The organism is Synechococcus sp. HK05 (assembly GCF_019104765.1).
Classification (GTDB): Bacteria; Cyanobacteriota; Cyanobacteriia; order PCC-6307; family Cyanobiaceae; genus Vulcanococcus.
Map to the genome: position 1 here is coordinate 140,971 of NZ_JAHRXJ010000011.1, position 22,235 is coordinate 163,205.

A 22,235-nucleotide genomic window follows, 5' to 3' on the forward strand; every position below is an offset into this window, starting at 1 on the left:
CCCCTTGGCGTTTCACTGCCCATCATGGCATCAAGCAGCGCGGTAATCCTCGCAGGCGCCATCAGGATCATCGCTGGCACCAGGGATGGGGATTTCAATCGAACTCACCACCTGAATCACATCCCGCAGGCGCATGGAGTCGGCAAACCAGGCCATGGCCTGATCGGTATCGCCATCGGCCACTGCCTCATTGGCGCTGTCTTCATGGGCCTCCGCCAGCAGGGCCAACCAGCACAGGCAACGGGCCTGAATCACCGAAAGATCCAGCCCATCGGGCAGGTTTTCAACGATCTGCTCGCTTTCCTGTTGCACCAACAGCCTCAGCCGGAGATCATGCAGCTGTGCCATGGGCTCGTGGCGACTGCGGCCACGCTAGCGGCAGCGGCCTGATTCGCCATCCCGCTACCCGTAGTGCTGGATACCGAGTGGAGGATCCGGGCTACGGGGCTGGCGGGACTCGAACCCACGACCTACGGTTTAGGAAACCGTCGCTCTATCCGGCTGAGCTACAGCCCCATGCGGACAAGCCCGCATCGGCATTATGGGTGCTGAAAGCAGGCGAGGTGATCGCGACCGGCGCCCGCGTCGGTTGAGGAAAGTCCGGGCTCCCCAATGGCCAGGCTTGCTGGGTAACGCCCAGTGCGGGTGACCGTGAGGAGAGTGCCACAGAAACACACCGCCGATGGCGGGGGCTCGCCCCCGATCAGGCAAGGGTGCAAAGGTGCGGTAAGAGCGCACCAGCAGCATCGAGAGGTGCTGGCTCGGTAAACCCCGGCTAGGAGCAAGGCCCAGGGACAACGGTTGGCCATGACACCCGTCCCGCTTCAAGCGCGCCGCTCGAGGCCACCGGTAACGGTGGTCCCAGACAGATGATCACCCCCGGAGCGCTTCGGCACTTCGGAGAACAGAACCCGGCTTACGTCCTGCTTTCACCCCTTCAGCAGCACTTCCATTCGCGCCCAGAACCGATGCCGATGCCTTCCTCGGTGCACCCATCTAGGCGGCCGTTTGTCATCCTTTCGGTTCTCTACACCGCGGTGCTGTTCAGCTCCACCGCCTGGCAGCACTACCTCCTGGGGTCCCAGGTGTGGGATCTAGGAATCTTCGAGCAGTTCAACTGGCTGATCGCCAACGGTGGCCTTAACCAGATCAGCAGCCTGCGCAACATCACCCCCCTGCAGGACCACTTCTCCCTGCTGCTGCTCCCGATCGCGCTGGTCTACAAGCTCTCGCCCAACGCCTACACGCTGCTGGGGCTGCAATCGCTCGCCATTGGCTGCATGCCCGCATTGGCGGCAGATCTCTGCCTGCGCAAAGGGGTGAATCGGGGCCTCACCTGGGCCCTGGCGCTCGCCATCGTGCTCTCCCCCTACGGCTTCCTGGTGAATCGCGGTGACTTCCACTCCGATGTGCTCACCCTGCCGCTGATGCTGGTGGCGATCCGCGAGGCAGATCAACCCAGGCGCTGGCTCTACTACCCCTGCCTGCTGCTCACCCTGTTCGCTAAGAACGCCCAGGCGCTGTTCGGCATCGGGCTCGGTCTCTACGCCCTCGCCAAAGGACAACGCAACCGAGCCGCCATTACCCTGGCGCTCTCGCTGGGGTGGTGGTTCCTGGCCACGGAGATGTCATCAGCGGGTGGCGATCACGTGGGCATCCGCCTGGCCTATCTAGGCGACAGCAAGCTGGAGATCCTCACCACCCTGCTCACCAGGCCCTGGGTGGTGTTGCACGAGTCTTCACCGGATTCGATCCTGCTCTACAGCCTCGGGCTGACACTGCCTTTCCTGGCGCTGCTGGGGCGCGCTTCCTGGAGGGCACTGTTGGGGTGTTCGCCGATCTATCTCACCAACATCATTTCGGCCTCAAGCATCCAGCGGGAACTCAACCACCACTACTCAATTGGCATCCTTGCCTTTCTGATCGGCGCCTGCATCGATGCCCTGGCCCAGAGCAACCAGGCGTCGCTGCTGCGTAGAAAACGCGTGCTGTTCGCCACCATGCTGTTGGGTGTCGCCGCCTTCCTGGGCTATGGCCGTGTGTCGTATTTCAGCAGCCGCTACCTGCCGCGTTTGCAGGAGGCACGCGATTTCCAACAGGCCAAACAGCAGATCGGGCCCAACGACTCCGTGCTCACCATCGCCAACTACGCCGCCCACATGGCGGGCCGCTCCCGCATCGAGCAAATAGAGAAACCCGGCTACGGCGCCGTCAGCCAGTACGACTGGATCGTGCTGCCCGCTCCAGAGATCCCGATCAACATCGGCGGCAAGCTGCGGCCGGTACGGCGATCCAAAATCGGGGGAACCGTGGCTCAGATCCGCCGCCAAGCAGAAGCCGCTGGCATGAACTGCCGAGCTGCCAATCCGTCGATCGTGCTCTGCTCCAAGGGCTGAACCGCCATGCCCCACGCCCTCCCCGAAGCCCGCGTCTGCCAGTTGCAGCAGCTGCTCACGCGTTTGGGGCTCGAAGCCGATGCCGCCCCCTTCCAGCACGCCGATGGAGCGGGCCTAGCAGCCCTGGATGAAGCGTTAACGCACACCTCAGCGGGCCTGGCACGCAACCACGAACAGCTGGAATTCCTGGGGGATGCAGTGCTGCGCCTGGCCGCCAGCGAATACATCGAACGCCACCACGCCGCTCTGGCGGTGGGGGAGCGCTCGGCGCTGCGCTCCCATCTGGTGAGTGATCGCTGGCTGGCAGAGGTGGGGCAGAGCGCTGGCATCAGCGAGGCTCTGCGCATCGGCAGCAAGGCCGGCGGTGACACCACCGCAGCAGCCACCTTGCGAGCCGAGGCCACCGAAGCGCTGATTGGCGCGCTGTACAAGGCCTGCGGTTCCCTGGAGCCAATTCACCGCTGGCTTACACCCATCTGGGAGCGCACCAGCCAGGCGGTGCTGAGCGATCCCCATCGAGGCAACAGCAAATCAGCCCTCCAGGAGTGGAGCCAGGCCAAGGGCCTGGGGTTGCCGAGATACCACACGGAAGAGCGCAGCCAAAGCCATGGTGATCCAGAACGCTTCCAATGCCGCGTGAACCTTGATGGCTGGGTGTCAGCGGAAGGAAGGGGTCGGTCGAGGCGAGAGGCCGAGCAGCAGGCTGCCCGCGCAGCACTGCAGGCGCTCAAGCCTGCTCGAGGATCTTGAGCGGCATGGTCACCAGCTTGTCCCAGTTGCCGCCTTCAAACAGCACGGCGGCATTGCGGCCACTGATGCGCTGCACGAAGCCCTGGTAGCCGTTGTAAATCGACGTGGCATCGCGCACCACCACGGTGGAGCCCGGCAGGATCGGCAGGGAATCAGCCATGGGTGCGGCACGGGTGCGGGGCCATTATCGAGGCTGACGGTGCGGCATGGGCCTATGGCCGAGGAGCAAGAGCTGCTGGTGGTTGGTCGCGTGGTGGCCGCCCAAGGGCTGCGGGGCGAACTGCGCGTGAATCCCCTCAGCGACTTCCCCGAACGCTTCACCCGCCCCGGTGTCCGCTGGCTGCGCCCTGTACAGGGGCGACGCAACGAAACGGCCGTGTCCACGCAGGTGGAGCTGCTGAGCGGCCGTCAGCTTCCGGGGAAGGAGCTGTTTGTGATTCGCCTCGAGGGGGTGAACGACCGCAGCAGCGCGGAGGTCCTGGTGGGCCAGGAGCTGTTGGTGCCGGCAGCGGATCGCCCCAAGCTGGCCCGCGGCGAATTCCACCTGCTGGATCTGGTGGGCCTGGAGGTGCGGCTCCTGGAGGCCACAGATGCCACCAGCGGCCAGCCATCCGGGCGTTGCATCGGCACCGTGAAAGACCTGATCCACGCCGGCAACGATCTGCTGGAGGTGGAGCCGTGCGGCGATGGTGCGCCGCTGTGGATTCCTTTTGTGGAAGCGATCGTGCCTGTGGTGGAACTGGAGGCGGGCTGGATCGGGATCACCCCGCCGCCGGGCTTGCTGGAGCTGGGCGCCAACACCGGGCCTGATGCGGCTGATGCGACCGACTCCGACAGCGACCAGGGGTGAGATCAGGTCAGCTCCCTACTGTCCGAAACAACGAACAGTCCGTACAGAATTCTGGACAGTGCGGGAGATGCCTTGGCTGTCAACCGGCCTTGGGTTGGAATAGCGGCACGCACAGACGCCGCCGCTGCGCCCAGCCCGCCCATGACCGCACTCGTTCCTGTGATCCTCTGCGGCGGCACCGGCACCCGGCTCTGGCCCCTTTCGCGCGCCACCTATCCCAAGCAGTACTGGGCGCTAGCGGGCGAGGGCGACGAAACATTGCTGCAGCAGACCCATCAACGGCTTGAGGGCATTGCCGCTCTACAGCCACCGCTGCTGATCTGCAATGAAGACCACCGCTTCATCGTGGCCGAACAGATGCGCCAGATCGGCGTGGAGCCGGCCGCGATCCTGCTGGAGCCGATGGGCCGCAACACCGCGCCGGCGGTAGCGGTGGCAGCCCTGCAGGCCACCACCCACGGCGACGACCCTCTGCTGCTGGTGCTCGCCGCCGACCACGTGATTCAGAACGCCGCCGGCTTCCGCGCGGCGGTGGAAGCGGGGATGGCTGCCGCAGAAGCCGGCCAGCTGGTGACCTTCGGCATCGTGCCCACCGCCCCGGAAACGGGCTACGGCTACATCGAGGCCGCCGAACCACTCCACACAGCCGACAACGGCAATCCGGCGCCTCTGCAACCGGTGCCGATCGCCCGCTTCGTGGAGAAGCCCGACCGCGCCACCGCCGAACAGTTCTTGGCCAGCGGCCGCTTCACCTGGAACAGCGGCATGTTCCTGTTCAAGGCCAGCGCGATCCTGGCGGAACTGGAGCGGCTGGCACCGGAGGTGGTGAGCGCCTGCCGATCCGCTCTCGAGCACGACAGCGAAGACCTCGATTTCCTGCGGCTCGAGCGCGAAGCCTTCGCCGCCTGCCCAAATGTGGCCATCGATGTGGCCGTGATGGAGCGCACCGACCGCGGCGCCGTGCTGCCGCTCAACGCCGGCTGGAGCGATGTGGGCAGCTGGAGTGCCCTCTGGGAAACCGCGGAACAGGACGCCGACGGCAACGTGCTGCGCGGCCGCGTGATCTCCGAAGCCAGCAGCAACTGCTACCTGCGCAGCGAACACCGCCTGGTGGTGGGCCTGGGCGTGGACAACCTGGTGGTGGTGGAAACCGACGACGTGGTGCTCGTCGCCCATCGCGACCGCGCCCAGGACGTGAAGACGATCGTGGGGCTACTGGAACGGGAAGGCGCCCGCGAGAGCAAGGCCCATCGCCGCATTTACCGCCCCTGGGGCAGCTACGACGGCATTACCGAGGGCGAGCGCTGGCAGGTGAAAAAGATCGTGGTGAACCCCGGTGCCAGCCTCTCGCTGCAAATGCACCACCACCGCGCCGAACACTGGATCGTGGTGAGCGGAACCGCGCTGGTGGAAAAAGATGGCGTGGAAGAACTGATCGGTGAAAACCAGAGCACCTACATCCCTTTGGGCTGCAAGCACCGCCTCTCCAACCCGGGGCGGATCCCTGTGGAACTGATCGAGGTGCAGAGCGGCCCCTATCTCGGCGAAGACGACATCCGCCGCTTCGACGACCGCTACGGCCGCAGCGATTCGGCACGCCAATATGCGCACTAAAATGCGCACACGTGCGATCGAACGTGATGAGGACCACGCTAGAGCTACCGGACCCCTTGTTTGCGCGCCTGAAGGCGAGGGCAGCCACTGAGCGCCTCACCCTCAAACAGCTGCTGCGCCACTTTGTGGAACAAGGACTGAATGACCGCGCGGCAAAGCCCAGCGAGCGGCGTTCTCGAGCTACGTTGCCCCAGATACAAGGCCCCCTCCCGATCGCGGCGGACAAGCTCAGCAACGCAGGCCTGTTCGAACTCCTGGACTCGTGAACAGGGCAGTCGATCTACCAGATCTCAATGTCTGGCTGGCGTTGGCCTGCTCACAGCACAGCCATCACCAAGAGGCCGTGCGCTACTGGGAGCAACTGGCTTCCCCACAGGTTGTGTTCTGCACGGTCACGGCGTTGGGACTTGTGCGCTTGGTGTGCCAACCCAAGGTGATGGGCTCAGCCGCCATGACCGCGGCTGCAGCCTCAAAGCTCCTGGAGGCCTTTTGCAGGCAACCAGGTGTTGAGCTCGCTGTGACCGAGCAGAGTGAGTGGGAGGTGTTTCACCAGTTACTGCGCACTGGCGATCTACCCGCTCGGCTGTGCACCGATGCCTACTTGGCGGGGCTCGCGATCAGCGAGGGCTGGCGACTGGTGAGTTTTGATCGGGATTTCGAACGCTTCGCACCGCTGGATTGGTTGCGCTTGGGTTAGACGCCTTTCGCCCTCACTCCACCGTGACGCTCTTCGCCAGATTCCGCGGCTGATCCACATCCAGGCCGCGGTGGGCGGCGATGTGATAACTCAGCAGCTGCATCGGAATCACGGTGAGCAGTGGGCTGAGCAGCTCATCCACCGTGGGCACCGGCAGCAACGTATCGAACAGCTCCGCATCGGCACACTCGGGTGCCACGCCGATCAGCTGCGCATCCCGGGCCTTGGCCTCCTGGGCGTTGCTGAGCACCTTGTCGAACACCGTGCCCGGCACCGCGATCGACACCACCGGAACCCGCGCATCCAGCAGCGCGATTGGGCCATGCTTCATCTCGCCAGCCGGGTAGCCCTCGGCGTGGATGTAGCTGATCTCCTTGAGCTTGAGGGCGCCTTCGAGGGCAATGGGGTAGTTGATACCGCGCCCCAGGAAGATCACGTCCTGGGTGTCTGCGAACAGATGGGCCATCGCTTCGCAGCGCTGGTCGTGGTCATCCACCAGCGCGCGCAATTGCGCCGGAAGCGCCCGCAGGCCAGCCGCCAGCTGCCGCAGCTGCTCAGGACCATGGCCCGTGGCACCGCCGCCGCGACGCTCAGCGAAGGCCAGAGCCAATCCGTAAAACGCCAGCAGTTGCCCCAAGAACGTCTTGGTGGCGGCCACACCCACCTCAATGCCCGCACCGATGTCGAGGATCTGATCCACAAGGCGGCCCAGGGAACTTTCGGGGCGGTTGGTGATCCCCAAGAGCCGCGGGGCAAACGCGGGATCGGCCACGGCCCGGCGACGCTCCTGCTCCATCGCCAGGGCCGCCAGCGTGTCGGCGGTTTCGCCCGATTGGGTCACGCCGATGGTGAGCGTGTGCGACCCCAGCGGCGGCGGCGCATAGCGGAATTCGCTGGCATAAAACACGCTGGTGGGAATCCCCGCCAGCTGCTCCAGCAGATAAGCCCCCACCTGAGCCGCATGGCGGCTGGTGCCGCAGGCCAGGATCTGGATTCGCTCCACCCCTTCGTAGACGCTCTCATCGAGGGGCAGCGCCACCAAGCCACCGCTCTCGGGCAGATGCCGCGCCACCCAGAGCGCTGCCGTTTCCGGCTGCTCGTGGATCTCCTTGAGCATGAAGTGGCGGAAGCTGCGCTTATCCGCCACGTGCTCCGTGCCACTCAGCAGGCTCGGTGTGCGCTGCACCCGATCACCGGCCGCGTCGTACAGCTCAATGCCGAGTGGCGTGAGCAAGGCCACTTCACCATCCTCAAGCGGCAGGATCGTGCGCGTGAACCCGGCCAGGGCCGGGGTATCACTGGCGCAAAGGAATTCCCCTTCCCCAAGGCCGATCAGCAGCGGCGCTGCCTTGCGGGCTACCACCAGCGCACCTGGCAACTCAGCCCACACCACCGCCAAGGCGTAGGCGCCATGCAGCCGCGGCAACACGGCCTGCACCGCCTGCAACAGCAGTGCTCCACTGGGCCTGCATCCAGCCGCCACTAGCCGGGCCAGCTCACGGCTCAACAGGTGGGGAATCACCTCCGTGTCCGTTTCGGAGCGGAACACCACCCCTTCTGCCTGCAGCTCTTCCCGCAGCGTGCGGTAGTTCTCGATGATCCCGTTCTGCACCACCGCAACACGGCCTGGGCCATCGAGGTGCGGGTGGGCGTTGCGTTCTTCCGGCTTGCCGTGGGTGGCCCAGCGGGTGTGACCGATCCCGCACTGGCCGGCTGCACCCTGGGCCTCAAAGCGCTGGGTGAGGTTCACCAGCTTCCCTTCTGCCCGCAGGCAACTCAACTGGTGCTCCGCGTTCACCGTGGCGATGCCGGCGGAGTCGTAGCCGCGGTATTCCAGCTGCCGCAGACCTTCCAGCAGCAGGGGGGCCGCTTCGCGCGAACCGATCACCGCAACGATGCCGCACATACCGCCTGATGCCTACAAAAAAAGCCCGGCTTGGGCCGGGCTTGAGCTTATGGGAGCCGAAACTCAGTAAGCCAGACCCATGGAACGGGTGGTTTCGTCGCCGAGATAAACGCGGATCGAGAGGAAGTCGGTGGGGCAGGCGGTTTCGCAGCGCTTGCAGCCCACACAATCTTCAGTGCGGGGCGAGGACGCGATCTGGCCGGCCTTGCAGCCATCCCAGGGCACCATTTCGAGCACATCGAGGGGGCAAGCCCGCACGCACTGAGTGCAACCGATGCAGGTGTCGTAGATCTTGACGGCGTGGGACATGTCGCCTCGGGACGCGACGCCCAAGGTACCCACGGTGGGAGGCAGCTCCCGATGCTCCGTCACCCTTGTTCATACGTCTAAGGGCGGTTTCAGGTGGCCCCGTAGGATGCGGCGTCCGCCACACCGGCCATGTCCCAGGAAGCGATCTTCGAGAAAGTCCGCTCGATCGTTGTCGAGCAGCTGAGCGTCGACGCCGGCGAAGTGAAGCCTGAATCCAACTTCCAGAACGATCTGGGCGCTGACTCGCTCGATACCGTCGAGCTGGTGATGGCGCTGGAAGAAGCCTTCGACATCGAAATCCCCGACGAGGCTGCTGAAGGCATCGCCACCGTGGGCGACGCCGTGAAGTACATCCAGGACAAGCAGGCCTGAGGAACTGATTGATGGTGGAGGGACTCCGCCGCGTCGTCGTCACCGGTCTCGGCGCGGTCACACCGATCGGCAACACCGTTGCTTCCTATTGGGAAGGCTTGAGCACAGGGCGCAATGGGGTGGCCGGGATCACCCTGTTCGACCCCTCCGCTCACGCCTGCCGTTTTGCCGCTGAGGTGAAGGATTTCGATCCCTCCGCCTACATCGAGCCCAAGGAGGCCAAGCGCTGGGACCGGTTCTGCCAGTTCGGCGTCGTGGCCGCCAAGCAGGCCGTGGCCCAGGCCGGCCTCACGATCGATGACAGCAATGCCCATCGCGTCGGCACAGCGATCGGTTCCGGCGTGGGCGGTCTGCTGATGATGGAAACCCAGGCCCATGTGCTGGCCGACAAGGGGCCATCGCGGGTGAGCCCGTTCACCGTGCCGATGATGATTCCGAACATGGCCACTGGCCTGACGGCCATCGCCATCGGCGCCAAGGGCCCCAGCACGGCTGTCGCCACGGCTTGTGCCGCGGGCTCCAACGCCATTGGCGATGCGTTCCGCCTGATTCAGCTGGGCCATGCCGACGCCATGATCTGCGGTGGCGCCGAATCGGCCATCACACCTCTGGGGGTGGCCGGCTTTGCCAGCGCCAAGGCCCTGTCGTTCCGCAACGACGACCCCGCCACCGCCAGCCGCCCCTTTGATGCCGAGCGCGATGGCTTTGTGATCGGCGAAGGCGCCGGTGTGCTGGTGCTCGAAAGCCTGGAGCACGCACAGGCCCGCGGCGCCGAGATCCTGGCGGAGATCGTGGGCTACGGCATGACTTGCGACGCCCACCACATCACCTCCCCCTCACCTGGTGGCGTGGGCGGGGCCGAAGCGATGCGCCTGGCGCTGCGCGATGCGCGCCTTGATGCGGATGCGGTGGATTACGTGAATGCCCATGGCACCAGCACCCCCGCCAACGACCTCAACGAAACCTCAGCGATCAAAGCCTCCCTCGGCAAACGAGCGCTGCAGATTCCAGTGAGCTCCACCAAGTCGATGACCGGCCACCTGCTAGGCGGCAGCGGCGGCATTGAAGCCGTGGCCGCTGTGCTCGCGATGGAACACAGCCTGGTGCCGCCTACGATCAACTATCAAAATCCGGATCCTGCATGTGATCTGGATGTCGTTCCCAATCAAGCCCGGGAACAGAAACTGGATGTGGTGCTGTCCAACTCCTTTGGATTCGGCGGCCACAACGTCTGTCTGGCGTTCCGCCGGATGAACTGACTCCCCAGTTCACCGCGGTTTTTTCCGCTCCTCACACCTTCTCCTTACCCGTAAGCCCCATGGTCGCCGCACCCGTCGCTGGAACTCAGTCCGTCGACTCCCTCTGCATCAACAGCATCCGCTTCCTGGCGGTCGACGCGATCAACAAGAGCAACTCGGGCCACCCGGGCCTGCCGATGGGTTGCGCGCCCATGGCCTACACGCTTTGGGACAAGTTCCTCAAGCACAACCCCAAGAATCCCAAGTGGTTCAACCGCGACCGCTTCGTGCTCTCGGCCGGTCACGGCTGCATGCTGCTCTACGCGCTGCTGCACCTCACCGGCTACGACTCGGTGACCATCGACGACATTAAGCAGTTCCGTCAGTGGGGCTCCAAGACTCCCGGTCACCCCGAGACCTTCGAAACCGCCGGTGTGGAAGTGACCACCGGTCCTCTGGGTCAGGGCATCGCCAACGCTGTGGGTCTGGCCATGGCCGAAGCCCATCTGGCTGCCAGGTTCAACAAGCCCGATTGCACGCTCGTTGATCACACCACCTACGTGATCATGGGCGACGGCTGCCACCAGGAAGGGGTGAGCGGTGAAGCCGCCTCCCTGGCCGGCCACCTGGGCTTGGGCAAGCTGATCGCGCTGTACGACGACAACCACATCACCATCGACGGAAACACCAACGTTTCCTTCACCGAGGATGTGCTCAAGCGCTACGAGGCCTACGGCTGGCACACCATCCACGTGCAGGACGGCAACACCGACCTGGCCGGTATTGCCCGCGCCATTGAGGAAGCCAAGAGCGTCACCGATCGCCCGTCGATGATCAAGGTGACCACCACCATCGGCTACGGCTCCCCCAACAAAGCCAACACCGCCGGTGTGCACGGTGCTGCCCTGGGCGCTGATGAAGCCGCCCTCACCCGCAAGAACCTGGGTTGGGAGTACGGCGAATTCGAAGTGCCACAGGCTTCTTACGACCAGTGGCGCCAGGCGATCGAGCGTGGTGCTGCCGCCGAAGCCGCCTGGAACGCCACCCTGGCCGACTACCGCGCCAAGTACCCCACCGAAGCCGCTCAGTTCGAGCGTCAGCTGCGTGGTGAACTGCCCCAGGGCTGGGATGCCAACCTCCCCAGCTACAGCGCCGACGACAAAGGCCTGGCCACCCGCCAGCACTCCTACAACTGCCTCAACGCCATCGGCCCCAACCTGCCGGAGCTGATCGGTGGTTCCGCTGACCTCACCCACTCCAACCTCACCGACATCAAGGGCGAGGGTGGTTTCCAGAAGGGCGCCGAAGCCAACCGCTATCTGCACTTCGGTGTGCGCGAGCACGCCATGGGCTCGATCCTCAACGGCCTCGCTTATCACGGCAGCGGCCTGGTGCCCTACGGCGGCACCTTCGCTGTGTTTGCCGGCTACATGCTGGGTGCCATGCGCCTCTCGGCCCTGAGCGAGCTGGGTGTGATCTATGTGCTCACCCACGACTCCATCGGTCTGGGTGAAGACGGCCCCACCCACCAGCCGATCGAAACCCTGGCCAGCCTGCGCTCGATCCCCAACATGCTGGTGATGCGCCCCGGCGATGGCAATGAAACCAGTGGTGCCTACAAGGTGGCCGTGGCCAACCGTCACCGCCCCACCGTGCTGTTCCTCAGCCGTCAGGCGATGGCCAACCAGGCCAACTCCAATGCCGATCACGTGGCCAAGGGTGGTTACATCCTCGAAGACAGCAACGGTGCGCCCGATCTGATCCTGATCGGCACCGGCACCGAGCTCGACCTCTGCGTGAAGGCCGCCGCCCAGCTGCGCGCTGAAGGCAAGAACGTGCGCGTGGTGTCGATGCCCTGTGTGGAGCTGTTCGAAGAGCAGGACGCCGCCTACCGCGAGAGCGTGCTGCCCGCCGCCTGCCGCAAGCGCCTGGTGGTGGAAGCCTCCAGCAGCTTCGGCTGGCACAAGTACACCGGCTTCGAAGGCGACACCGTGTCGATCGATCGCTTCGGTGCTTCCGCTCCTGGCCCGCTGCTCATGGAGAAGTTCGGCTTCACCGTGGACAACGTGGTGGCGAAAGCAAAAGCCCTGAAGTGAGGTTGAAATTCCAGGAGTAGCCCTTCGAAAGACGTCAGAAAGCCTTTGCCGCTCAGCATAGGCTTTTTAAAACGCACAGAAGAGGACTAAGCAGGAAAAGAAGCCTTGCAGAGCGAAAGAAAAAGACGATGCGTCAGCAGAAAAGACATACATATGAAAATTTCCTTAGGCACCAAGGAGAAACCAACTTCACAAAGGCATAGACAGAATAAACGAAAAGGCAGACTGGGCTAGAAGTAAATCAGGAAAAGGAACAGTAGATACAATCTAACGCCTGAGGCGATCCAAAAGATAAGCGAAGAAAAAAACAGCCCTGGGACATAGGAATGTGGATAGTGGAAATAACCCTAGATTTGGGCAAGAGAATACGAAAGGCTACAGCGGGAGCCTTTACTGGAGCGCGAGAAATGCTGGAAGAGGCGAGATTGCGAGATTATGTAAGTGGAAGCAATTAAACAGCGTGCGCGAGAGGGATTGGGGCAAGGAGTATGAATTGCTTCAGCTGCATGACTCGGTAGATGCATAATGAGATGGCCTACATTGCTTCAATCAGCAATAAGTACTTTGAGAGATGCGTATTGGGGAGAGGCTAGACAGGCTCGAATATATACATAAACGGAGGACGCTCTTAAGGTTGCTGAAATCAGCGGTCTGTAGCAGGCTATGTCATACGTAGGAGGACTTAAGAGGGAATACAGACAGGGACGCGAAGATAAGCGAAGGGATGAGATAGTCACTACACAAGAAGTATAGAGGGCCAAGGAGAGATCACGGAGGCAAGACTCAAGATATTGAGGTGAGGGCTGTGGAAGGGGTGCTGGGGGGGGATATGGGGTGAGACAAAGGAGTCAGCAGGACGTTAGATTCACGATGCTGAGAAGGGAAAGAAATATTGCTCTGAAGACAATGCCGCTAAAACGAAACGATACCAGATTTAAGAGGTATGCAGCTGGTTGGAAATAGAGGCAAGGAGAGGCTTGCCGTCAGATGTCAGTTGGAGAGCTTTTCTGAGCATTGAAATGGCAGACAAGGCACGAGGAACATGGGTTGGACATCCGAAACTTTCGAGGTAAGCCAACAGAGAGAGCCTAAGTTCATAGACCGTTCCAACAAGTGAACGGAGAAACCTGTCAAATATTTGATCACCAACATAATTACCACTCACAAGAGAAAGCAGCATGCGGTCAATGGCCCGGTATATATACCGAGCTTCTGTCAGATACGAAGGGCGACAGTTTTGGTCCCCGAGGGGCTGAATAACGGAGATAGATTTGAACAACTTAGCAGCCTCCGAAAGAAGCCTATCGAGGGTAGGCGCAGTAACGGAACGGAAGACTCTGTCTGTGTCGCTGGCTAAGGCTTCTGCGTATCCGAACATAACCAGTTCAAAAGACCTGGCGCAGGGTATTTGAGATAAATAGCAGAAGTGGCTGACATGAAAAAAGGGAGACAGGCCACGATCAGTACGATGTGAGACGAGCCATGAGATGTTGCCTCCCTTTTCGGATCTGCTCAGGCGGTTGTCATAGTCATGAGAATCTCTTTGGATTACAGGAACATTAAGGATACCGTAGGACACGGAATGCTCAGAATGAAATTGAAGTTGCTGATAGACAAGCGAATAGACATACTCTGGATAGTGATAGGAGAGAATTGTCGCTAAGACGTCACGTCTATAAATATGGCTGCCAATATAAGCGGCCCAGTCGAGTGGTCCCAAGGCATTGAGAATAGAGGAATAAGACGAACGAGCAATAGAAGATGGATTGGAAATGGCATTGAAGAGATTACTGGCACTATTTAGATGCGCAGAGTTAGTAGTAAAGAGGCTTGGGGCTTTCAGAATATCCCCTGAAGAGCTATATCCAATATTAGATGCACCGATTGCAAGGACGTCAAAGCCTGAATGCCTCATGGCTTCAACAACACGCGCTAAGAGCTTTAGGTCGACGAAGTCAGTTTCACCGAGGATGAGGATGTAGTCGCCAAGCCCATTGATAACAAGCTTGATTCTTGATAAGTTCTCTTCGCAGCTGAGAAGATACCGATCAGATCTAACGCAGTTAATGCGTACTCGATCATTAGGATTCGCAGTGAAATCATGCATAGCGGGGTTATTAAGCAGAAATGTGCAATCGACAGTTACTGACGCATCATCAACAAGGATGAACTCTTGTAGTTGACGGTAAACAGGCGTATCTGCAGGGTTGCCAACGCAGGGAATAACAAGAGAAATATTCAGCACTGGACTTAAGCGAAATTAAAGCAATCCTAGCAAAGGGAGGCATGGGTCATTATCTAGTTGTGTGTTCTAATCAGGTCATTCAGAAACCCGCAACAGTCGGAGCTGCTGAATGGGGGTGCGGCCAGCCAGGGCCATATGACACCTGCGGCCGTTATAGATCGCCAGATAGCGCGGTAGCCAGTGGTTCCGTTCGGTTGAGGTCTGAAAGGCCATCGAGTACGCCCACTCCACCAGCAGGGTCTTGATGAACCGCTCGGCTTTGCCGTTTGTTCGTGGGGTGTATGGCCTGGTGCGTTTCGGGATCAGGCCCAGTGCGCTGCAGGCTTCTCGCCAGGGTTTTGAGCGGTAGGCGCTGCCGTTATCGGAGAGCACTCTCTTGCAGCTGATCCCCTGACCATCGAACCAGGCCACGGCTCGCAGCAGAAAACCCACCGTGGTTGCTTGCTTCTCATCCGGCAGCACCTCGACGTAAGCCAGTCGCGTGGCGTCGTCGATGGCCACATGGGCCTTCTCATAACCCGCACCACGGGAGGAGCCCAGGCGTCGATCTCCGGTGATCCGGTGACCGACGCGCTCAAAGCGGGCGAGCTGTTTGGTGTCGACGTGGATCATGTCGCCTGGCCGTGCCCACTGGTACCGGCGCACAGGCTCTGCAGGCTGGAGGTTCTTGAGCCGGCCGAGACCCTGGGCCTTGAGCACCCGGCCCACGGTGGAAAGCGGGGCCGCCAACACCCTGGCCACTCTTCTGAGTGTGCAGCGCTCATGGCGGAGGTCAACGGCGCGTTGCAGTTGCTGTGGATCGAGCGTCCGCCGCTGGGTGCGGCGAACACTGCGTCGATCCACCAGTGCAGCAGCACCGCCTGCGCGGTAGCGCGCCAGCCACTTGTAGGCGCTGCGGACGCTGATCCCAGCCTGGGCAGCCAGCGTTGGGAGCGGCAGATGCTCCTCAATGTGTCGACGCAGCAACCGTTCACGGCCGAGGGGTGTCAGCCGAGCATTCGGGTGGGTATGCATGGGTTGTGAGGTCAGTGGGTCGGAGGTGACACCCGGACCATGACGACCTCACACCCCTTTGTCAGCTGAACAACCTGCTGGGACTACACAACTAGCCAGAGAGGGCGAAAAAGAACTAATTTAACCTGCGTTATCATGCGCTTGTACAAGAAGCATTTCTGCTCCGGCAGCAACGAGGATCCGCGAGGGATTGCTTAAAGGGCGAAGCTTATGAATATTGTGCCTATAAAAGCGGGCAAAGGGAACTTAGGCACATGTATACTAGTGCTTAACAGACTGAGACAAGGCATGAGAATAGCAATAACTGGTGGAACAGGATTTCTCGGAAGAGCTCTGACAGATTACTTAGCAAAGCATAAATCAAACGAGTTATACTTGCTTTGCCGGAAACAAAGCATGTGGAAGGCAGGCAACATGGCAAAAGAGAATGTTAACGTAGTAGACATAAAGGATGCCGAAGTCGTATTGAAAAGCGCAAGGGATGTATGCCTGATACATTGCGCCACGGACTATGGCAGGGGAAATGGGAGTGCAACGGAAATGGTAGAGGCGAACCTGATAATGCCATTGTGGCTGCTGGAACAGATGGTTAAATACCAGCCCAATGGTATCTTTATCAATACGGACACCATATTAGACAAGAGAGTTTCGGATTATTCACTAAGCAAATCGCAGTTCAGAGAGTGGATAAAAAAGAGATGCGATAGGCTAAAAATAGCCAACGTAGCACTTGAGCATTTCTATGGGGCAAGGGATAATCCTGGCAAGTTCACATCTTATGTATTCGAGTCCCTGATAACGGGTCGACCCTACATTGAATTAACAGAGGGATTACAGAAAAGGGACTTCATATACATTGATGATGTGGTATCGGCTTTCGTAGCGATAATGGATTGCGCAACGAAGGAGAAGGAATGCGGATATAGGCACTATGAAGTAGGAGCCGGTGCATCGATACCTGTAAGACAGTTTGTCATGCAAGCGAAGAAAATATTTCAAAATACAGAGACTGACCTTCAATTTGGGACTCTTCCAATGAGGGCAAACGAGGTAATGGATGTAAGGGTTGACACTAGACCATTAGAAGCATTAGGCTGGAAGCCTAAATACACAGTAGACAGTGGCATAGCAAAGACATATAGAGAAATGCGTGAATACAGGGCAAGCCATGGCTTAAAGCTAGATCTAGAGAGTATGTGATTGAAGCGATGCAAAACCCAGAGGCGATGAGTTCTAATGCGAGTGCATAGGGATAACAGAATCAGCTCGGGAATGTTGACCTGGGTCCAGTAAAGACCATCTTTAGGAGTGTGCGCCGGTAGTCTTGGAAGAGATGGTGATTGCGATCTGATTAGTTTGCAGTATAAAGAGATGGTTGCCAAGAGGTAATTCAAAAACAGAATGAAAAAGGCCAACAGGGGAGACCAAGGGCAGAGAAGTACATGTTCTACACAGCAGAAAGGAAGTTGACTCAGAAAGATAAGACGAATTGAGGATACAGATCAAGAACAGCTACGACAGCAAGTGGGTGAAAGTAAAAAGAGGATGTGATTAGGGATCGTCCGTCAAGAAGCCTGCGTACGGGAGAGGGTGTAAAGAGGAGTAGGATTGATCAAATGTGAGCGAGAAGGCAATTCTGACAAGAAAGAAATGTTGAAGAGTGAGGGAAGGGTGGTTTCAGATAAAGATGTATGGAGATAAAACCAAGTTCGTTATATCTTGAAGGAAAATAGAGAATTACTATGTCAGGCCAACGAAAGATTTAGTCTAAGCGGGCATGAACTGGGTAGGAAGGAGCTCGGTAGTCTCAGCACACACGTTCTGGACACAACGCTCTGCGCGAGATAAGCAGATGGTGGGATTGCATGTGAGTGATCAGACTTACATGATACAAAAAAGAATAAGAACGGCTACAGAGATGACAAATCAGCCTAAGATATCATGAGCATTTTTGGATTCGGCGAAGGTATTTGACAGCAGTGGCATAGGTAGCCGGAAAGGATTGTGGTGAATAGTGGTAGTTGTAGCGAAGAGAAAGGGAAAATGTTGTTGGAGCACGTAATAGAAGACTTTTAGCCCATATAGATATAGAAGCTGAAGATAGTGCAGATCTGCTTGAGGGAAGGACCAAAGAGATTAGGCCGGCGAAGATATAGATATTAACGTGGAAAAGCCGATTTATGCGGGTGATATGAGAGAGGGAAGCAAATGACACGAAGAATTGCATCAAGAGAAAAGCGATTAACTTAGAGATTAATCGGCAAAGAAAATCGGAGGTATCGCTATAGGCTAAAGGGCACAACTGGAATCAGTCCATAGGTGTATCAGTGGGTATAGTCCAAAGAAGGGGCCAATGGGAAGATATTAGGCAAATAAGAGACAAGATAGCTTAAGAATGCGTAACATTTAGAGACACAAGGAAACGCGAAGATCAGATCAAGTAGTTAGATCAACAAAAGCATGAATAGAAACGAAAAGGAGTAGGCAGCTAAGTTCGAATAGAAGAATGTGAAATGAAGCCTAGTGATAGCTGGGCACCAATTAGACGATCACAACTCCACCAAACCCACAACCGCATACAACCGTAGATGCATAGTGAGGGTTGTTTAGTAAGTTCAGGCTGCATGGTGTTGATTGATGCAATGCACGAGATAACTTGGATAGTACAGAGAGAAAATACAGCGTCGATTTGTTGAACACAAGCTGTACATAAGGATAAGTTGAAGAAGGGGAAGCAGTGTGGTTATAAGGACTAGATTCAGGTAGAAGGTGGGACAGAGCTGAGAAGCTCACTCAGACCTTGATCAATACTGATACTTGGCTGCCAACCGAATGTGTTACTTGCGCAATGATTAAGCGATATAAAGACTCGCTGATCGGATATACGCGCAGGAATATAGTCAATGTTAAGCTCTTGGTGATCCACGCCAAGATGTTTACAAGCTAAACGAAGTAACTCGAGGATGCTGAGGCTATTATTAAAGGAGCCTCCGACGTTTGCTGTGACTGAGGGACACTTACCGGTAGCGGCTAGCTCATACAGAGTGCAAACATCTTCCACATGTAGGATGTCGCGAACTTGCTTTCCGTTTCCGCTGATGGTAAAGCGATGCGCAGGGTTAGACTTAGCAAGGGTTACTTGAGACAGAAACCAACCCACCCAACCTTGATCATAAGAGGCTTTTTGACCTAGACCATAGATAGTAGAATGTCGAAAGCAATAAGTGTGGAGGCCGTAGATTCGAGCATAATCATTAGTATACTGGTCAGCCGCACCTTTTGAACATCCATAAGGGGATGAGAAATCAAGTGGAAGAGACTCATCAAATCCTTCCGGATAATTAGAGCAGATATATCTTGTTTCAGTTTCACGATATTCAATCCATTCGAGATCTCCATAGACTTTATTGGTAGAGGCATAAATAAATAATGAACTGGGAGACTGGGTTCTTACTGCCTCGAGAAGACGTAATGTGGAATAGGCATTGCAGTTAAAGTCGTACAATGGATTGTTAATGGACTTGGTCATTGCAACCTGTCCGGCCAAATGGAAAATGGCAGAAATATCGGAATTGATAAAAGCTAGATCAAGTGTTGAAATGTCGCCAAGTATGAATCTGAAATTGCAAAGACTCTCCGGCATCTCTTGGATAAAGGATAGGTTTGCGGCAGAGCCAGGTCGATAGAGGTTATCAATTCCTATAACATAACAACCCCTTTTGAGCAGTCTTTTGGTCAGAGTAGATCCAACAAAACCGCAACAACCGGTAACAATATACATTGCGGAAAAGAAGTTTGATATTACATAGTAGCATAGGCATTGGGAATGGTCATAGCAGCAAGGGATTGCGGAAAAAGCAAGAAGCTTGCTTAGGAGGCAATACAATGTCTAATAGGGATGCACATAGGTCGTGGTAGAGAGGATTACCTTAGGCTTGTAATGTGCCGGATATAGGATACGGGCAAATGGTCTGCTTGTGGTCGCCGTGGTACAAGTTCTTAACGATGAGGCACGGATGGTCATCTTAAGACAACGTCTAACTCGAAAAGTGCACACTCTCAGATCCTGATGCAATGGATTGATATAAGTGGGCGGCAACGAAGCATTGAACGGTCATAGATAGCTCATCGAGGTTGCCGGAATCTGTGGAAATATCCATCACAATGCCTTTGCTGTAATTAACCACACACTCGAGGATCACAGACTATTGCATCAAACTGCAGACTTCCAACAAGATGGCAATAGCGGTCCTTTCCTTACACATACTGGCGATCGAGATAGCCATTAGCTCCAGATTCTTGTGATTATTATTGGTCATGATGATCATCTGAGCACTTGCGGACTTATCTGCAATAATCAACTAAGAAGGGCTCTCTCTTGAGGCCAAAGAAGCCATTCACTCGGCTAACAGTCAGGGGCTGGCATTGTGAATCTGACTGACATGACTCCCTTCTGTCCGACGACAAGCAGGTTGAGGGGCGCTTTGCATCAATGAATTGTTACCCGTTTTAAATGATGCCTTGTAACATCTTTTCTGCAGTCTCTGGCTTGGTTTCTGGTCGCTGTGCTGCGCTCTCCAGGCACTCCTGCACCCTGGCTATGCGCCAATCCCTGATCCGTCGCTGCAGGGTGCGTTTGTGCTGATGCCCATAGCGCTCTGGATCCAGTGCGATCAGCCGCTACAGGAGCTGCTTGCTGCCCACGTCTGCTTCTGCTTCCAACCACTGGGGGATGAGATCGGCATGGGCCTCAAAGGGATCAACGCGGCTGCGGCGACCCTGCCGCGGCGTGGCCCATGAAAACGGGATCGTCAAGGCAACGCACGGCCATGTGAAACGGGGCTGGAGCAGCAGCGGATCCTGAGCGGCAGGGACGATTTCGAGGAACCCGCCGAATAGGGCAAATTGCATGCCGAGATGTTCAGCGCCTCAACGCCCTGCGCCGGCGGCGGTATGAGCAGGAGGTGAAATACCTCTCAGCGTTGCCGGCCTTCCACTTTGCAGACTACGAGCTGCTGACGATGTGGGTAGGGACCGCTGGACTGAACGCCACCGAGATCAGTGCCTACTGCCGGGAGCGGGGTCTGTACCCGGAGCAGGTGAAGCGGTGGCGTTCAACCCAGTGGTCTCGAGAGCCACAGTGAACTTGTAAACAGCCCCGAAGCCATCAGGCCATTCTCGGATGCCGGCACCACCTCTCTTTGCAACCTCAAGGCCTTCCTCAAGTTGTAGAGAGTCACGACGTGAACGCTCAGCTATGCTGTGACCTGGTTCAAACTCTACCGGTGCGGCGGGCCTGTCCGCCTTCTCGCGTCAGCCTTGAGGGCCTCGCTGTAGTGACGCGTTGCTGTGCTCTATGAAGCCCCGTTAGTGATCTAAATGAAGAAGCATCAACTTTGCTGTCAAGAGAGGGGGGGGGGTGACAGCCCTAACTTTGCGAGGGTGAATAATCGGATTCAGATGAAAGGTTCCACAAAAAGACCGGATGGTCTCCAGGACTGAAGGAGTTTTTTCCTCAAAGCGTGTCACTCTGCAGAAATACCTGCATTCCTGACATAAGGGAGTAAAATAGATTAATTCAGCAGATCTAGCCCCAAATACCTGCGATATCAGAAAAAAGACAGGCATGTTTCACGCTGCTTTACATGGACTAGTCTTACACACCCAATACACCGGGAAGAATCAGAACATGGCTCACGTAGATTATACTGAGCCGTCGTACGCCACAGGGAGGCGCACTGACGGTAGCCCTTAGTGGTGAATCCGCGCTTACAGCAAAACTTTGCAGACCTTGAAGCCGATCACAACAGCTGACTCACAATAGATGGTCCAGCAGCGCTTCGATTGCAAGCGGCACAGGTGCAATCGATGTTAAGATGGATTGGTGTCCTAACGAAGCGACATGGTGAACTAACTCTTGTTATCACTTCGGAAGAGTCAAAACCCGATTACACCATTTATTGATACGCAACCATGAAGGCAGTAATTCTTGCCGGAGGCCTGGGAACTCGCATTTCCGAGGAGACAGGTAGTCGTCCAAAGCCAATGATCGAAATAGGCGGAATGCCAATTCTTTGGCACATCCTCAAGATCTATAGCCACTTCGGCATTAAAGATTTCATTATCTGCTGTGGCTACAAAGGGTACGTGATCAAGGAATACTTTGCCAACTATTTTCTACACTCTAGCGATGTAACTTTTGACATGACCGATAATACTATGAAAGTGCATAGTCGCAAAGCCGAACCCTGGAAGGTAACGCTCGTGGATACTGGCGAAGCAACCCTCACCGGGGGACGCTTGCGAAGAGTACGCGAACATCTTGATGATGAAGCCTTCTGCTTCACGTACGGCGATGGCGTTGCCGACGTTAATATTTCTGCTCTAACCGCTTTTCATAAAGCCGAAGGTCGCAAGGCCACCCTGACGGCCGTCCAGCCTCCCGGACGTTTCGGCTCACTCGCTTTTGAGCGCGGTCGGGTTTTGTCATTCGAAGAGAAGCCACAAGGCGATGGCAACTGGATCAATGGTGGTTTTTTTGTCTTAGAGCCTTCAGTGATTGATCTTGTAGATGGTGATCAATGCACCTGGGAGCAGCAACCACTTCAAACCTTGGCTGAGAGTGGTGAACTTTCCGCATACCATCACGAAGGATTCTGGCAGCCTATGGATACGCTGAGGGATAAAACACTGCTAGAGGATCTCTGGAAGCGAAATCAGGCTCCTTGGAAATTCTGGGGCTGAGCGG

General features: G+C 57.5%; 18 protein-coding genes, 1 tRNA gene and 1 other RNA gene. 11 read left to right on the forward strand and 9 right to left on the reverse strand.

Features of this window, described 5'->3' with window-relative positions; all coding sequences use genetic code 11:
* Positions 1-30: 30 nt before the first annotated feature.
* Complete coding sequence (locus KUL97_RS10185; protein WP_217796880.1) at positions 31-348, reverse strand: hypothetical protein; 318 nt, start codon at positions 346-348, stop codon at positions 31-33.
* 94 nt (positions 349-442) lie between these two features.
* Positions 443-516 (reverse strand) — tRNA-Arg (locus KUL97_RS10190).
* Positions 517-550: 34 nt separating this feature from the next.
* Between KUL97_RS10190 and rnpB the strand changes: the two genes are divergently transcribed.
* From rnpB to rnc, 3 genes are all read left to right on the forward strand, one after another.
* An RNA gene (rnpB, locus tag KUL97_RS10195) (RNase P RNA component class A) lies at positions 551-935 on the forward strand.
* 33 nt (positions 936-968) lie between these two features.
* Complete coding sequence (locus KUL97_RS10200) at positions 969-2,396, forward strand: DUF2079 domain-containing protein (RefSeq protein ID WP_254896414.1); 1,428 nt, start codon at positions 969-971, stop codon at positions 2,394-2,396.
* Between the two features lie 6 nt (positions 2,397-2,402).
* Positions 2,403-3,146 (forward strand): ribonuclease III, encoded by a 744-nt coding sequence (gene rnc, locus KUL97_RS10205; RefSeq protein ID WP_217796881.1) that lies wholly within the window; start codon positions 2,403-2,405, stop codon positions 3,144-3,146.
* Here the strand turns inward: rnc and KUL97_RS10210 are convergent.
* Positions 3,124-3,306 carry an NAD(P)H dehydrogenase subunit NdhS gene (locus KUL97_RS10210; RefSeq protein WP_217796882.1) on the reverse strand — a complete coding sequence of 61 codons (183 nt, stop codon included), beginning with the start codon at positions 3,304-3,306 and terminating at the stop codon, positions 3,124-3,126. The genes rnc and KUL97_RS10210 overlap by 23 nt on opposite strands.
* Before the next feature lie 54 nt (positions 3,307-3,360).
* Here KUL97_RS10210 and rimM point away from each other — a divergent pair, with 54 nt between their 5' ends.
* From rimM to KUL97_RS10225, 3 genes are all read left to right on the forward strand, one after another.
* Positions 3,361-3,996, forward strand: a complete 636-nt coding sequence (gene rimM, locus KUL97_RS10215) for a ribosome maturation factor RimM (RefSeq protein WP_217796883.1) — start codon at positions 3,361-3,363, stop codon at positions 3,994-3,996.
* 141 nt (positions 3,997-4,137) lie between these two features.
* On the forward strand, positions 4,138-5,610 hold the full coding sequence (locus KUL97_RS10220) for a mannose-1-phosphate guanylyltransferase/mannose-6-phosphate isomerase (protein WP_217796884.1): 1,473 nt from the start codon (positions 4,138-4,140) through the stop codon (positions 5,608-5,610).
* Between the two features lie 262 nt (positions 5,611-5,872).
* Complete coding sequence (locus KUL97_RS10225) at positions 5,873-6,307, forward strand: TA system VapC family ribonuclease toxin (RefSeq protein WP_217796885.1); 435 nt, start codon at positions 5,873-5,875, stop codon at positions 6,305-6,307.
* 13 nt (positions 6,308-6,320) lie between these two features.
* Here the strand turns inward: KUL97_RS10225 and glmS are convergent, their stop codons facing one another.
* Positions 6,321-8,213 (reverse strand): glutamine--fructose-6-phosphate transaminase (isomerizing), encoded by a 1,893-nt coding sequence (gene glmS, locus KUL97_RS10230; protein ID WP_217796886.1) that lies wholly within the window; start codon positions 8,211-8,213, stop codon positions 6,321-6,323.
* A 63-nt stretch (positions 8,214-8,276) separates the two neighbouring features.
* Positions 8,277-8,522, reverse strand: a complete 246-nt coding sequence (psaC, locus tag KUL97_RS10235) for a photosystem I iron-sulfur center protein PsaC (RefSeq protein ID WP_006850103.1) — start codon at positions 8,520-8,522, stop codon at positions 8,277-8,279.
* A 129-nt stretch (positions 8,523-8,651) separates the two neighbouring features.
* Between psaC and acpP the strand changes: the two genes are divergently transcribed.
* The 3 genes from acpP to tkt are packed head-to-tail and all read left to right on the forward strand — an operon-like array spanning position 8,652 to position 12,228.
* Entirely contained in the window at positions 8,652-8,894 is a 243-nt protein-coding gene (gene acpP, locus KUL97_RS10240; protein WP_010312348.1) for an acyl carrier protein, read from the forward strand.
* Positions 8,895-8,905: 11 nt separating this feature from the next.
* On the forward strand, positions 8,906-10,153 hold the full coding sequence (gene fabF, locus KUL97_RS10245; RefSeq protein WP_217796887.1) for a beta-ketoacyl-ACP synthase II: 1,248 nt from the start codon (positions 8,906-8,908) through the stop codon (positions 10,151-10,153).
* Between the two features lie 59 nt (positions 10,154-10,212).
* The gene (gene tkt / locus KUL97_RS10250) at positions 10,213-12,228 is read left to right on the forward strand and encodes a transketolase (protein ID WP_217796888.1); all 2,016 of its coding nucleotides are present in this window, start codon (positions 10,213-10,215) and stop codon (positions 12,226-12,228) included.
* Between the two features lie 934 nt (positions 12,229-13,162).
* Here tkt and KUL97_RS10255 read toward each other — a convergent pair.
* On the reverse strand, positions 13,163-14,473 hold the full coding sequence (locus KUL97_RS10255; protein ID WP_217796889.1) for a hypothetical protein: 1,311 nt from the start codon (positions 14,471-14,473) through the stop codon (positions 13,163-13,165).
* A 75-nt stretch (positions 14,474-14,548) separates the two neighbouring features.
* The gene (locus KUL97_RS10260) at positions 14,549-15,487 is read right to left on the reverse strand and encodes an IS481 family transposase (protein ID WP_217796890.1); all 939 of its coding nucleotides are present in this window, start codon (positions 15,485-15,487) and stop codon (positions 14,549-14,551) included.
* Between the two features lie 210 nt (positions 15,488-15,697).
* Here KUL97_RS10260 and KUL97_RS10265 point away from each other — a divergent pair, with 210 nt between their 5' ends.
* Entirely contained in the window at positions 15,698-16,687 is a 990-nt protein-coding gene (locus KUL97_RS10265) for an NAD(P)-dependent oxidoreductase (RefSeq protein ID WP_217796891.1), read from the forward strand.
* A gap of 1,558 nt (positions 16,688-18,245) precedes the next feature.
* Here KUL97_RS10265 and KUL97_RS10270 read toward each other — a convergent pair.
* Both KUL97_RS10270 and KUL97_RS13765 read right to left on the reverse strand, forming a co-directional pair.
* Entirely contained in the window at positions 18,246-19,268 is a 1,023-nt protein-coding gene (locus KUL97_RS10270; RefSeq protein ID WP_217796892.1) for a GDP-mannose 4,6-dehydratase, read from the reverse strand.
* A gap of 899 nt (positions 19,269-20,167) precedes the next feature.
* Entirely contained in the window at positions 20,168-20,398 is a 231-nt protein-coding gene (locus KUL97_RS13765; protein WP_254896417.1) for a hypothetical protein, read from the reverse strand.
* Positions 20,399-21,460: 1,062 nt separating this feature from the next.
* Here KUL97_RS13765 and rfbF point away from each other — a divergent pair.
* Positions 21,461-22,231 (forward strand): glucose-1-phosphate cytidylyltransferase, encoded by a 771-nt coding sequence (rfbF, locus tag KUL97_RS10280; protein WP_217796893.1) that lies wholly within the window; start codon positions 21,461-21,463, stop codon positions 22,229-22,231.
* Positions 22,232-22,235 lie beyond the last annotated feature (4 nt).